Source organism: Microvirga sp. 3-52 (assembly GCF_018383585.1).
GTDB lineage: Bacteria > Pseudomonadota > Alphaproteobacteria > Rhizobiales > Beijerinckiaceae > Microvirga.
In genome coordinates, this window is record NZ_JAHAMK010000058.1 from 1 (window position 1) to 13,827 (window position 13,827).

At 64.0% G+C, this 13,827-nt stretch carries 9 protein-coding genes and 3 pseudogenes; 8 read left to right on the forward strand and 4 right to left on the reverse strand.

Features of this window, described 5'->3' with window-relative positions:
• Positions 1–290: 290 nt before the first annotated feature.
• From KHP60_RS23970 to KHP60_RS23980, 3 genes are read left to right on the forward strand one after another with little or no spacing between them, the layout of a single operon-like run.
• A complete protein-coding gene (locus KHP60_RS23970) occupies positions 291–614 on the forward strand; it encodes a helix-turn-helix transcriptional regulator (protein WP_213566794.1) in 324 nt (107 codons plus the stop codon).
• A complete protein-coding gene (locus KHP60_RS23975; RefSeq protein WP_213566795.1) occupies positions 611–1,042 on the forward strand; it encodes an SRPBCC domain-containing protein in 432 nt (143 codons plus the stop codon). The genes KHP60_RS23970 and KHP60_RS23975 overlap by 4 nt, the downstream gene beginning before the upstream one ends.
• A 57-nt stretch (positions 1,043–1,099) precedes the next feature.
• Positions 1,100–1,324 (forward strand): hypothetical protein, encoded by a 225-nt coding sequence (locus KHP60_RS23980; protein ID WP_213566796.1) that lies wholly within the window; start codon positions 1,100–1,102, stop codon positions 1,322–1,324.
• 267 nt (positions 1,325–1,591) lie between these two features.
• On the opposite strand, the pseudogene KHP60_RS23985 reads toward KHP60_RS23980, so the two are convergent.
• Positions 1,592–2,257 (reverse strand): annotated as a pseudogene (locus KHP60_RS23985) (MBL fold metallo-hydrolase); the annotation flags it as partial.
• Positions 2,258–2,885: 628 nt separating this feature from the next.
• Positions 2,886–3,113, reverse strand: a pseudogene (locus tag KHP60_RS23990) (magnesium chelatase domain-containing protein); the annotation flags it as partial.
• 281 nt (positions 3,114–3,394) lie between these two features.
• Between KHP60_RS23990 and KHP60_RS23995 the strand changes: the two are divergent.
• Together KHP60_RS23995 and KHP60_RS24000 are read left to right on the forward strand one after the other, a co-directional pair.
• Positions 3,395–4,504: a sensor histidine kinase gene (locus KHP60_RS23995; RefSeq protein WP_213566797.1), complete on the forward strand. Its 1,110-nt coding sequence runs from the start codon at positions 3,395–3,397 to the stop codon at positions 4,502–4,504.
• Positions 4,479–4,949 carry a response regulator gene (locus tag KHP60_RS24000; protein ID WP_213566798.1) on the forward strand — a complete coding sequence of 157 codons (471 nt, stop codon included), beginning with the start codon at positions 4,479–4,481 and terminating at the stop codon, positions 4,947–4,949. The genes KHP60_RS23995 and KHP60_RS24000 overlap by 26 nt, the downstream gene beginning before the upstream one ends.
• A gap of 9 nt (positions 4,950–4,958) precedes the next feature.
• Here the strand turns inward: KHP60_RS24000 and mutS are convergent, their stop codons facing one another.
• Positions 4,959–7,685: a DNA mismatch repair protein MutS gene (mutS, locus tag KHP60_RS24005; protein WP_213566799.1), complete on the reverse strand. Its 2,727-nt coding sequence runs from the start codon at positions 7,683–7,685 to the stop codon at positions 4,959–4,961.
• 150 nt (positions 7,686–7,835) lie between these two features.
• On the opposite strand from mutS, the gene KHP60_RS24010 reads away from it, so the two are divergent.
• From KHP60_RS24010 to hrpB, 3 genes are all read left to right on the forward strand, one after another.
• On the forward strand, positions 7,836–10,127 hold the full coding sequence (locus KHP60_RS24010) for an NADP-dependent malic enzyme (protein ID WP_213566800.1): 2,292 nt from the start codon (positions 7,836–7,838) through the stop codon (positions 10,125–10,127).
• 193 nt (positions 10,128–10,320) lie between these two features.
• Positions 10,321–10,932, forward strand: a complete 612-nt coding sequence (locus tag KHP60_RS24015) for an HAD family phosphatase (RefSeq protein WP_213566801.1) — start codon at positions 10,321–10,323, stop codon at positions 10,930–10,932.
• A 187-nt stretch (positions 10,933–11,119) separates the two neighbouring features.
• A complete protein-coding gene (gene hrpB, locus KHP60_RS24020; protein ID WP_213566802.1) occupies positions 11,120–13,585 on the forward strand; it encodes an ATP-dependent helicase HrpB in 2,466 nt (821 codons plus the stop codon).
• A 65-nt stretch (positions 13,586–13,650) separates the two neighbouring features.
• Here hrpB and KHP60_RS24025 read toward each other — a convergent pair.
• Positions 13,651–13,827, reverse strand: a pseudogene (locus tag KHP60_RS24025) (IS630 family transposase); the annotation flags it as partial.

Here is a 13,827-nt window from a genome sequence, read left to right on the forward strand (position 1 = left end):
GTGGCGGGCGGCCGCGTGACAGGAATGCCCCGCCTCGACAAAGCGCGCCACTCGGCGGCGCAGATCCAGCGAGTAGGACTTGGTCATCGCTCATCTCCTCCCAGAAAGAGGGCTGAGACAAGTGAATCACGAAGCCGCCGCGCCGCATAGCCCCAAGGACTCCGTCAGAACTGCCGTTGCTCTAGCGGTTCCTGTGACGACGATCATTGGGTCACTCCACATTCCTGCTTGACTCATTCATAACTCGTCGGTTATTAAATTGATTAATAACCGACGAGTTATGAATTGCGATGCCACAGCCCCATGATGTCCTTTTCAGAGCGCTCGCCGATCCAACCCGACGGGCCATCTTCGAGCGACTGTGTCGCGACGGAGACCAGACGGTGGCGGCCCTGACGGCGCAGGCCAAGGTCTCACAACCGGCCGTCTCAAAGCATCTCGGAGTCCTGAAGCAGGCCGGGCTGGTGCATGACCGCCACGAAGGGCGCCAGACGCACTACAGCGCGCAGCCCGGAGCCTTGGCCCCGCTGATCGGCTGGACAAGCCAAATGACCGGCTTCTGGCAAAGCCGGTTCGACGACCTCGAAGATCTACTGAAAAGGATGGACCAATGAACGAAACATTGACCGAAGCGCGCTCCGTTGTCGTCGAACGGGAGATCTCGCATCCGCCGGAAAAGATCTGGCGCGCGCTCACCCAGCCACACCTGATCGCGGAATGGCTCATGAAGAACGACTTCGAGCCTGTCGTGGGCCACCGCTTCAATCTTCGCGGAGACTGGGGCGGCGTGTTGGATTGCGAAGTCCTCGCCATCGAGCCGCACAACGCGCTGTCCTACACTTGGAATTTCACGCACGACGATGCGGCCTTCAATCTGAGGAGCGTGGTGACCTTTACTCTGACCCCGACGAGCACGGGGACCCTCCTGCGCATGGAGCAGGTGGGCTTCCGGCCGGATCAGAAGCAGGCCTACGGGGGCGCCAAGGTGGGGTGGCAGGGATTCCTTGCGAACCTGGAGCAGATCCTAGCGCGGATCGACTGAAGGCCGTAGCCGAGCGGGTCGCCCGATCCGCTCGGCTCATCTCAAGAGGAAGTCACAATGAACTGGAACAACTGGATTCGGCAGGGGCACCGCTGGCTGTCGATCGCCTTTACACTGACTGTCGTCGCCAACTTCGTCGCCATGGGGCTGGGGGAGCCTCCCGCCCTGGTAGTCTACTCGCCACTGCTCCCGCTCTTCCTGCTCCTGTCCACCGGCCTCTACATGTTCGTGCTGCCCTATGCCGCCAAGGGGCGGCCAATCCAGACGACCAAGCTCAGATGAGCCACAGCCGCGAGCAGCCTTCCCATGGTGGGGGAGTATGCGTCGTGTGGAGGTCGGCTGTTGGCACGTTCCGGAAGTAAGCCGAATTTCTGCAAAGGCGCGCCAAGCGAACCTTCACTCGGTTCACCCAACGTTGCACTTTGGCCAAAGTGGAGACCCTCAACGGCGTCCACCTCACGTCTCTTGCATGTTAAATGGTTGAAGTAAGGCGTGAACTCATCCGCGGTATGAGCACCCGCCTTACTTCGCCTCTAGCCCGATATGCAGTCAGTAGTCCCAGAATATCGGGACCCACCGAAAGGCGTCGCCGTAGACCGCCACTCGTCCGATAGACGGGAACGGCAGGTGGGTGGCCACCAGAAGTTCGCCGGTCGCTGCCAACTCCTGTAACAGACGGGCCCGAACACGGGCCGCCTCTTCTGGATCGTGTTCGAAACCGTTGTGCCAGTCAGGGTGGTCGAACCCGACCGCGAAAACGGCATCGCCGGCAAACGTCAGCCGATCGCCGCCGGATGTCAGGCGGACCACACTGTGTCCGGGGGTGTGACCGCCAGTGCGATGAACAATGACGCCAGGCGCCACCTCGTGTTTCTCATCGAACTGCCGTAGTTGGCCACGGTACTCCTCCGCAAAGCGCTTAGCGGTGGCCCTGAGCGCGTCTGGGAACCCCGGCGGCATATAGACATGGGTGAAGTCGGGCGCCTCCCAAAACTTGACCTCGGCGGCGGCCACGTGAATCCGGAGGTCCGAACGCAGCCGATCCTTCACTCCCTCGACGAGAAGCCCGCCGATATGGTCCATGTGCATGTGGGTAAGCACGACGTCGGTCACGGAGGCAAGATCAATGCCGGCGGATTCCAGTCGTTTGATTAGCTGCCCAGCTCGCGGCAAGTTCAAGTTGGGATCCAGACCCAACCCAGCGTCGATAAGAACATCTCTTCGTCTTTGAGAACGCCCTATAGCGATCCAAATCGGGGGCGGAACCGCTTTGTCGTAATACCTTGGTTCCTTGGGTGATTTCACGAGGTCCCCGCAAAAGCTAGCCCGAATGGAGAATGTCGCTCGTGTTACACAATGGCGACGCAAGGGGCGCGCCCTTGGAGTACTTGTCCCGTTAGATCATCCGTTATCAACGAACATTGTTCGTTCAATTCCATAGGGGGGCGGACACAGCAGTGTGATATAACGTACAGTACTCGGATCAGCGTGTGGCACAGTTCCCAGCCCTGTGGAAAACATAGCAAATTGTCTCAAGATTTGTTGTACTATTGCTAGTTAATCCCTCTGAGGGGCAGGTTCTCTCTACGATATAAGGTTATAATTGTTGGGGTTCGAACTTGTGGCACTCGGAGCGATGGCTGTCTAGTAAGCCGGCCGCAATGGTCAGACTGTTCGGTCGGGCGCCTGAAGGGATATCTCTTTTCGCCAGTCACTTAACGCACTTGGATCGCCCCGTGAGCGCTGGCGCGTTAGAATACGATATTCAAAGCGCTAGCCAGCAACCCCATGGTCTGATTTGAGTTTCCTCGAATAGCTTCTGGCATAATGTTAAAATGCGGACTTCCTTCGGCAGATCGGCGGGTGCGAGGTTGACCGTGATGCGCTTCGCCGGCAGGGCGAGGCCCGAGGCGATCAGGGCCGAGCGAACCCGCTCGCGGGATTCGGCCACCGCCTTGTCGGGCAGCCCGACGATCATGAAGGCGACCGCGCCGAGTGAGATCTGAACCTGTACATCGACCGCACGCGCCTCGATTCCCTCGAACGCAACAGTGGAAACGCGCGTGACCATCCGGCTTAACCTCCCGCAGAAAAGCGATGTTAGCGCGGCCGGCTGAAACGCTATAGTGTTGCAATAACGATTCAGCCGAGAGATGCGGATGATGAACCGGCGGAACCCTGCCGCTATTGCCGCGTTGAGTCCCACTGTATCGCGAGACGCATCTCGAGAAACTCGCGCAGGCGCAAGGGTTCTATCATTGACGGGGCAATTCCTGGCATGGGGCGGATTCTCATCTCAAGCGAGTGCGAACGGTTGATCCATGCGATCTCAAGCGCCGTCCTGAGATCGTGATGCTGGCTGAAACCCACGTCACTCTGGAACGAACTTCGGACCTAGCGGAAGCCCCTTTCCGGGCTGCCTTCCAATCCCTGCGCCTCCCTGTCCTGATCGTGGACCCGCACCGGGCGCGGGCTCCCATCGTGTTCGCCAACGAGGCCATTTTCGCCCTGACCGGCTATTCCCCTGACGAGGTGCTCGGCCAAAGCTGGCGTTTCCTTCAGGCGGCTGGCGCGGAGACGGCTTCATTGGACGCTGTCGATGCCGCCTTGCACCGGGGGGAGGCTTTCGAGACCGAGTTCCTGTGTGGCCGAAAGGACGGATCCTCGTTCTGGAGTTCCCTGGCTCTCTCACCTGTCCACGATGAGGCCGGCCACCTCCGGTCGGTCACCGTGCTGCTGCACGATGTCAGCGCGAAGAAACAGGTCGACCAGGACCTCATCGAGACAAAGCCATTCCCGGAGGATCAGATCGAGCGCCGGATCCAGGACCTCCAGACGGCGCTGGAGCAGAAGACGGTGCTCCTGCACGAGGTCGAGCATCGGGTCAAGAACAGTCTCCAGATGACCGCCTCCCTGGTTCTCCTGAAAGCGCGCCGCCTTCAGAATCCGGAGGCGCGAAAGGTCCTGCAGGAAGTCGCCGAACGGGTCGGCGCGCTCTCGGCAGCACATCGGCTGCTCTACGCGGCAGGAGATGTGAGCCGCTTCAACCTGAAGGAATTCACCTCGGAACTTGCCGATGAACTGATCATGGCCTTGCCCAAGGGACAGATCGACCTCATCCTCGATATCCAGCCTGTCGACGTTCCGGCTTCCAAGGCGGCGGCACTCGCTCTTCTCCTGAACGAGGTCATCGGCAACGCCGTTAAGCATGCTTTTCCGAATGGGCGGCGGGGACAATTGACAATCCAGATTGGACGGGCGGAAAACGGCCTGAAAATCGCCGTCGAGGACGACGGGGTGGGGCTCGATCATTCGCCTCCGCCTGAAGGAAGTTTTGGAAGAACCTTGATCATGATGTTGGTCCAACAGTTGAAGGGACGGTTGACTTGGCGCGACAGGGAGCCAGGTACACGCGCTGAGATCGTGATGCCCGTCGATGCGGAGGAGACCCAGTTTGAGTAGCGAGAAGCCGTTGCGCATCCTCATCGTCGAGGATGAGATCCTGATCGCGCTCGAACTCGAAAGCCTGCTGCAGGATCTGGGCCACGAGGTCGTGGGGATCGCGGCCTCGTCCGAAGACGCCTTCGCTCTCGGCCGGAAGCTCAAGCCCGACCTCGCCTTCGTCGACATTCATCTGGCCGACGGGCCGACTGGGGTCGATGTGGCGCGCCATCTCGCAACCCAACACCAGGTCACGGTCCTGTTCATGACGGCGAATGCCAAGCGCATTCCGGAGGATTTTGCCGGAGCCTGGGGTGTCATCGCAAAGCCTTATACGGAACGTGGCGTCCGCGAGGCCCTGAGCTATGTCATGGCCGGGCAGCCCCGCGAGACCGATGACGCGCGGACGGTGACTTTCGTCCCTTTCGGCGCAGCCCCTCGCGAGCGTAGCTCCCAGATTTCCTGACGCTTCTCTCTATTTCTGCGCTTTGAGCCGGTAGAGCGCATCGAGCGCCTCTCTCGGCGTCATCGCGTCGGGATCCAGAGCATCGAGCGCTTCCCGCAAGGCATCAAGCTTCGGAGCCGGTGCGGGGTCGGCACGAACGGGAACGGCAAAGAGGGGCAGATCGTCCAGGAGTGCGCGCTTGGGTGCCTCGCGGTCGGATTTCTCTAGCTCGCTGAGGATGGTCTTCGCCCGCTCGACGACAGGTGCCGGCAAGCCGGCAAGACGCGCCACCTGGAGACCATAGGAGCGGTCGGCGGCTCCGGGCACCACTTCATGCAGGAACACCACCTCGCCATTCCATTCGGTGACCTTCAGCGTCGCGTTGGAAATCCGCTCCATCCGCTCGGCGAGCGCCGTCAGCTCATGGAAATGGGTGGCGAACAGCGCGCGGCAGCGGTTGGTCTCGTGCAGGTGCTCGATGGCCGCCCAGGCGATGGAGAGACCGTCGAAGGTGGCGGTGCCGCGGCCGATCTCGTCGAGAATGACCAGCGAACGGGCGGTTGCCTGGTTGAGGATGGCGGCGGTTTCCACCATCTCGACCATGAAGGTCGAGCGGCCCCGCGCCAGATCGTCGGCCGCGCCGACGCGGGAGAAGAGCCGGTCGACGATGCCGATATGGGCCTCTTTCGCCGGAACGTAGGATCCCATCTGCGCCAGCACCACGATCAGCGCGTTCTGGCGCAGATAGGTGGACTTGCCCCCCATGTTCGGGCCGGTGATCAGCAGGATGTGACCCGCATCCTTGCCCGAGAGGTCCGAGTCGTTGGCGATGAACGGCGTGCCCTCGCGCTTGAGGGCGGCCTCGACGACAGGGTGGCGGCCGCCCTCGATGGTGAAGGCGAGGCCGGTGTCGACGACAGGCCGCGTCCACTCGAGGCGCATGGCGAGATCTGCGAGGGCCGCGGTCACGTCGATGATGGCGATCGCTTCGGCGGCAGCCGCCACGTCGCCGGCGAGATCGAGAAGCGCCTGCACCATCTCGTCGAAGAGGGCGAGTTCGATCTTGAGCGCCCGGTCGGCCGCGGAGGCGATCTTCGATTCGAGCTCCCCGAGTTCCATGGTCGAAAAGCGCATGGCGCCCGCCATGGTCTGCCGGTGGACGAAGGTGTCCTTCCACGGTTCCTTCAGCAGGTCCTCGCCCACATTCTGCGGCACCTCCACGAAGTAGCCGATCATGTGATTGTGCTTGACCCGCAAGGTTCGGCAGCCGGTCTCGGTGGCGTAGCGCGCCTGAAGGGCAGCAATGAAGCGGCGCGAATCCTGCTGCAGCTCGCGCAGCTCGTCGAGGCTGGGATCAAAGCCCGCACGGATGAAACCGCCGTCGCGCTTGAGCAACGGCAATTCGTCCGCCAGGGCAGCCGCAAGGCGATCCGCCACATCCGTGCGCAGACCCTGGAGCACCTGCGCGGCCCCGGCCAGTTCCCTTGGCAGATTCGGTGCGATCGCGAGTTCGAGGCCCAATTCGCGAGCGGCGAACAGGCCGTCGCGCACGCAGGCCAAGTCTCGCGGCCCGCCGCGTCCGAGGCTCAGACGGGAGAGGGCGCGCGCCAGATCGGGCGAGCGCTTGAGGATGCGGCGCAGACGGTCGCGCAGGTCGTTGCTCTCGACGAGAGTCGCGACGGAATCCTGCCGGTCGCGGATCTGGCCCGGATGGGTGAGGGGACCGGCGAGCCGCTCGGCGAGGAGCCGCGCGCCGCCGGGCGTCACCGTGCAGTCGATGGTGGCGAGAAGGCTCCCCGCCCGCTCGCCGGAGAGGGTGCGGGTCAGCTCCAGGTTGGCGCGCGTCGCCGCATCGATGGCGAGCGCCGCCCCGGAGGTATCGCGGGAAGGCGGGCTCAGCGTCGGGCGGCTGTCGATCTGCGTCTTCTCGATATAGAACAGCGCGCTTCCCGCCGCCGTGATCTCGGCGGGGCTGAAGGCCCCGAAGGCATCAAGCGTGGCAACCCCGAAATAACCCTTAAGCCGCCGTTCGGCGGAGGCCGGGTCGAGCCCCTCGCGGGACAGAGGCGTGATCGAGGCGCGCGTCTCCTGCCAGAAGCTCCTGAGTTCCGGATCGTCGTGGATGACGTCCGGCACCAGGATCTCACGCGGCTCGAAACGGGCGATCTCGGCGGACAGGCCCGTGCCGTCCGTCTCGCTCAGCACGAAATGGCCTGTGGATATGTCGACGGCCGCCAGCCCGTAGCACCATTGCGTATCGGAGGCGCGGCGGCGGGCAATGGCCAGCAGGTAATTGGCCCGGCCGGGTTCCAGCAGGCGCTCCTCGGTGATCGTTCCCGGGGTAACGAGGCGGACCACATCGCGACGCACGACGGATTTGGAGCCCCGCTTCTTCGCCTCTGCTGGATCCTCGGTCTGCTCGCAGACGGCGACCCGGTGGCCGAGGCCGATGAGGCGCTGGAGATAGTCGTCCGCCCGCTCCACGGGCACGCCGCACATGGGAATGTCCTGCCCCTGGTGCTTGCCGCGCTTGGTCAGCACGATGCCGAGGGACTGGCTCGCGATCTCCGCATCCTCGAAGAACAATTCGTAGAAATCGCCCATCCGGTAGAAGAGCAGGCTGTCCGGATTGGCAGCCTTGATCTCGATATACTGCGCCATCATGGGCGTGACGCGGCTGTCCTGCGGGGGCGTGGATGCAGGTGCAGCGCTCGGATCGACGGTCTCGGGAGACTTATAGGCGGCTTGGGACGACATCCCCCCTGTTTAGCAAAGCCTGCGAACCCTTTCATCCGTGTCATAGGGTCCAAAGGGCGGATGTGGACAAGTCTTGAGGAAGTCGCCTCCTATGCCTTAAGGTCGCATCCCCCCTTGGAAACGCCTTGCATCAAAAAGAAACCATATCTCATGACCGACGATCAGCGCCCGATCCGCCGCAAACGCCCCACCTTCACCGATCAGGAGGCGCTGCAGTTCCATGCTCAGGGAAGACCCGGCAAGCTCGAGGTCGTCCCCACCAAGCCCATGGCGACCCAGCGCGATCTGTCGCTGGCCTATTCACCCGGCGTCGCGGTGCCGGTGCTGGCGATTGCGGACAATCCGTCCTGCGCCTTCGACTACACCACCCGCTCCAACATGGTGGCGGTGATCTCGAACGGAACTGCGATCCTCGGCCTCGGCAATCTCGGCGCACTCGCCTCTAAGCCGGTGATGGAGGGCAAGGCGGTTCTCTTCAAGCGCTTCGCCGATGTGGATTCGATCGACCTCGAGGTCGATACGGAGGATGCGGACGCCTTCATCAACTGCGTGCGCTATCTCGGCCCATCCTTCGGGGGCATCAACCTGGAGGACATCAAGGCGCCGGAATGCTTCATCATCGAGGAGCGACTGCGGGAACTGATGGATATTCCCGTGTTTCACGACGACCAGCACGGCACGGCGATCATCGCGGCGGCAGGCCTGATCAACGCCTTGCATCTGACCGATCGCGACATGGCGAAGACCAGGCTCGTGGTGAACGGCGCGGGTGCCGCCGGCATCGCCTGCACCGAACTTCTCAAGGCGATGGGCTTTGCGCCCAACAACGTCATCCTCTGCGACACCAAAGGCGTGATCTACAAGGGCCGGACCGAGGGCATGAACCAGTGGAAATCGGCCCATGCCGCCGAGACGGACGCCCGCACCCTGGCAGATGCCCTGAACGGTGCCGATGCGGTCTTCGGCCTCTCGGCCAAGGGAGCGTTCACGGACGAGATGATCCGCTCCATGGCGCCCAATCCGATCATCTTCGCCATGGCCAATCCCGACCCGGAAATCACCCCTGAGGAGGTCGCCCGGATCCGCGACGACGTGATCATCGCCACGGGGCGCTCGGATTATCCGAACCAGGTCAACAACGTTCTCGGCTTCCCCTACATCTTCCGCGGTGCGCTCGACGTTCAGGCGACGACGATCAACATGGAAATGAAGATCGCGGCCGCCCAGGCGCTGGCGGAACTCGCCCGCGAGGATGTCCCCGACGAGGTGGCCGCAGCCTATCAGGGCTCCCGTCCGCGCTTCGGGCGGGAATACATCATCCCCGTGCCCTTCGATCCGCGTCTGATCCACACGATCCCCATGGCAGTCGCGAAGGCCGCCATGGAGACGGAAGTCGCACGCCGCCCCATCGTGGACATGCGCTTCTACAAGGCGCAGCTCTCGGCGCGGCGCGATCCGGTGGCCGGCACGCTCAACCGCATCTTCGAGCGCGTGCGCAAGTTCCCGAAGCGCGTCGTATTCGCGGAAGGCGAGGAGGAGCAGGTGATCCGCGCCGCCCTATCCTTCGTCAACCAGGGGCTCGGCAAGGCCATTCTCGTCGGCCGCGAGGATCGGATCCAGGAAACCGCCACTCAGGCGGGGATCGAGCTCGAAGGCCGCGAAGGCATCGAGATCCACAACGCACGCCTGTCGCACCGCAACGCGACCTATGCGCAATTCCTCTATGAGCGCCTGCAGCGCAAGGGGTATCTGTTCCGCGACTGCCAGCGCATGATCAACCAGGACCGCAATCATTTTGCCGCCTCCATGGTGGCTCTGGGCGATGCGGATGCCATGGTGACGGGCGCGACGCGCAACTATTCGACGGCTCTTGCCGACGTGAGGCACGTGATCGACGCGAAGCCTGGGCATCGCGTGATCGGCGTCTCTCTGTGTCTTGCGCGCGGCCGCACGGTTCTCGTGGCGGACACGGCCATTCATGAGATGCCGAGTGCGCAGGAGCTTGCCGAAATCGCCATGGAATCCGCCGGCGTCGCACGCCGCCTCGGCTACGAGCCGCGTGTGGCGCTCCTGTCCTTCTCGACTTTCGGTCACCCGAAGGCGGAGCGCGCTGAGAAGATCCAGGAGGCGGTCGAGATCCTTGATGGGATGCGCGTCGATTTCGAGTACGACGGCGAGATGTCGGCGGACGTCGCGCTCAACCGAGACGTGATGGCGCAGTATCCCTTCAGCCGGCTGACCGAGCCGGCGAACGTGCTCGTCATGCCGGCGTTTCACTCGGCGTCGATTTCGACCAAGCTGCTGCAGGAGCTCGGCGGCGCGATGGTGCTGGGGCCGCTCGTGGTGGGCCTCGACAAGCCGGTGCAGATCGTCTCTCTCGGGGCGACCGACAGCGACATCGTCAACATGGCGGCGCTCGCTGCCTACAATATCGGCGGATGAAGTCCGCTTGTCTCCCTCCGTGCATAGTCATGGAGGGAGTTCGCCTCTCCCACGGCCAAGTGGCAGCCCCGGTTCACGTTCAGGCCTGTCGGGCCGCCCGGATTTCGGGGGCTGCCCGTCAATTCTGGGAGTGGTGCGGATGCCCTTGGAAGGCTAAACATCACTGAAGAGAATCGAAGGACGTATCTTGACCATGGGGCAGCCTACAACCGTCGTGTTCGATATCGGCAACGTTCTGCTGCGCTGGGACCCGCGCAATCTCTATCGCCGCATCTTCGACGACGAGGAGCAGATGGAGTGGTTCCTCGCTCATGTCTGCACCCATGACTGGAACGTGGAGCAGGACCGGGGGCGCGACTGGGACGAGGCGGTGGCTCTTCTGGTCAAGGATCACCCGAAGCATGAGACGCAGATCCGGGCCTTCCATGAGCGCTGGGACGAGACCGTATCCGGCGTCTTCGAGGATCACGTGGCCCTGCTGCTTCGGCTGAGGGAGGAAGGCGTGCCGAATTACTGCATCACGAATTTCTCCGGCCCCAAATTCGCTCTGGCAAAGGAGCGATTTGCGTTCCTGGCGGGGTTCGATGGCATCATCGTGTCCGGTGACGAGCGGCTCCTGAAACCCGATCCTGCCATTTACCACCTCCTGCTCGACCGTTATGGGCTTGTGGCCGAGGATTGCGTGTTCATCGACGATTCCAAGGCCAATGTGGAAGCCGCCCGCGCCGTGGGCATGCACGCGATCCACTGCGTCGAACCCATCGATCTCGGGGCGGAACTGCGGGGATATGGCTTTCCAGTGTGATGTTACTCTCACGTTATCACCGGCCTTGTGCCGGTGATCCCGATCGGAAAAGCGCCGCGCTCCACAGCATCGGGATGGCCGAGACAAGCCCGGCCATGACGTTAGGGGTGTCATCCTGGGCGGTCATAGGTCGGGAATGACAAGCGAGTGCACTTGCTCTCCCGGCTCGCTTGAGCCATCAGGCGGCATGCGGGTTTTCGACACCTCCCTTCCCATCGACGCCGTTCTCGATGTTCTGACGGCGAGCCTTCGCGCGCGACCCAACGCGGTGCTCGTCGCCCCTCCGGGCGCGGGCAAGACCACGCGCGTGCCCCTGGTGGTGCTCGACGAGCCCTGGGTGAATGGTGGAAAGATCATTGTGCTGGAGCCCCGGCGCTTGGCCGCGCGGGCGGCGGCGGCGCGCATGGCGCAGACGCTCGGCGAGGCGGTAGGAGAGACGATAGGCTTGCGCGTCCGCCTCGGGTCCAGGATCAGCCGCAGGACGCGGATCGAGGTGGTGACCGAGGGCGTCTTCGCCCGCATGATCCTGGACGACCCGTCGCTCGACGGCGTCGCGGCCGTTCTCTTCGACGAGTTCCATGAGCGCTCCCTCGATGCGGATTTGGGCCTCGCCCTCGCTCTCGATGCGCAGGGCGGCTTGAGGGAGGATCTTCGCCTCCTGGTTATGTCCGCCACCCTGGACGGTGCGCGAGTGGCCCGGCTCCTGGGCGAAGCGCCCGTCATCGAGTCGGAGGGCCGTGCCTATCCGGTCGAGACGCGCTATCTCGGGCGCGATCCTAACAGGCGCATCGAAGAGCAGGTGGCCGACGCGGTCACCCGCGCCCTGCGGGCCGAAGGCGGCTCTCTCCTGGTCTTCCTGCCGGGCCAGGGGGAAATCCGCCGGGTCGAGACCCATTTGCGTGAGCGCATCAGCGATCCTGCGGTCGATATCGCGCCGCTCTATGGCGCCCTGGAACGGGGCGAGCAGGATCTCGCGGTGAGCCCTGCGAGACCCGGGCGCCGCAAGGTGGTGCTCGCCACCTCGATCGCCGAGACGTCGCTCACCATCGAGGGTGTGCGTGTCGTCATCGATTCAGGGCTTGCCCGCGTGCCCGTCTACGAACCGAATATCGGCCTGACGCGCCTCGAAACCGTGCGCGTTTCCCGCGCCGCTGCCGATCAGCGCCGGGGCCGTGCCGGTCGCACCGAGCCCGGCGTGTGCTATCGGCTCTGGGAGGAGGCCGCAACGGGCGCGCTCGAGCCGTTCGGACGGCCGGAGATTCTTTCGGCCGATCTGGCGCCCCTGCTGCTCGATTGCGCCGCCTGGGGCGTCACCGATCCGGCGTCGCTCGCCTTCCTCGATCCACCGCCCGCGCCGGCGCTGAAGGAAGCGAGAACACTGCTGCAGCAGCTCGGGGCGCTCGACAATGAGGGACGCATCACGGAAACAGGCCACCGCCTGCGCGACCTGCCCTTGCCGCCGCGTCTGGCCCGCATGGTGCTGGCGGCCGGTGAAAGCGGGCAAGCCCGCGATGCCGCAGATCTCGCGGCCGTCCTCGTCGAGCGCGGGCTGGGTGGCGATGCGGTGGATCTCGTCGAGCGCGTCGAGCGCTTCCGCCGCGACCGGTCCGGCAGGGCCCAAGACATGCGGCGCATGGCGGAGGGATGGGCCAAGGGCGGCGCGCATGCATCCACCAGCGAGCCGCATTCCATCGGCGCGCTGCTGACGCTCGCCTATCCCGATAGGCTCGCGAAGGCTCGTGGCAAGGCGGGCGAGTATCTCATGGCCAATGGGCGCGGTGCCGTGCTCGAAGCGCATGAGCGGCTGGCGAAGGAGCCTTACCTCGCCATCGCCGAGATCGCAGGCGGAGCCGCCTCGGCACGCATTCTGGCCGCCGCCTCCATGTCATCGGACGAGATCGAGCGCCTGTTCGGTGAGACAATCGAGCAGCGAGATGAAATCGCCTTCGACCGGCAGGCAAAGGCTCTGCGGGCGCGTGGAGTTCGTCGCCTCGGTGCCTTGCTCCTGAACGAACGCCCCTTGAAAGTCCCGGCAACCGAGGAGGCGGCGCGCACGCTTGCCGAAGGTCTCGTCGCATTGGGCCTCGATCCCCTGCCGTGGTCGAAGGCGCTGGCGCAATGGCGCGAGCGCGTGATGTTCCTGCGCAAGGCAGAGGGCGAGGAATGGCCGGATCTGTCCGATGAGGCTTTGGTCCGGACGGCCGGAGAATGGCTGGCGCCTCATCTCGTGGGAAGAAGCGGCCTGAACGACATCGGTCCCGATCTGCTGAGCGAGGCTCTGCGCACGCTGCTGCCCTGGAATCTGCAGCGGCGCCTCGATGCCGAGGCGCCGACCCATATCGAAGCGCCGACCGGATCGCAGGTCCCGATCGATTACGGGGCGGAAGAAGGGCCTGTTCTCGCTGTGCGGGTGCAGGAGCTATTCGGGCTCGACCGGCACCCGACCATTGCGGCCGGGCGCGTGCCACTCATCCTGCACCTGCTGTCGCCGGCCCGGCGTCCGATTCAGATCACCCGCGACCTGCCTGGGTTCTGGCGCGGCTCCTGGGCGGCGGTGCGGGCCGACATGCGTGGGCAATACCCGAAGCATCCCTGGCCGGAGGATCCGCTCACCGCACCGCCGACGCGGCGGGCCAAGCCGCGCGGGACATAGGCGCGAGTCTCAGCGGTGAGAGGCGGATGGCGGCAGCCGCTACGCTGCTCTAGAGCACCGGTCATTCAGACGAATCCGTATCCGGCTGCGGTGAAGTAGTTACGGCATGCCTCGGGCTCGACGAGATCACAGATGTCGCCGATGGCCCGCCAGAGCGCCTCGACGGTCCGGGCTTCGGCTTTGCGCAAATGTGCTTTGATCTGTGAGAAGACCTGCTCAATCGGGTTCAAATCCGGACTGTA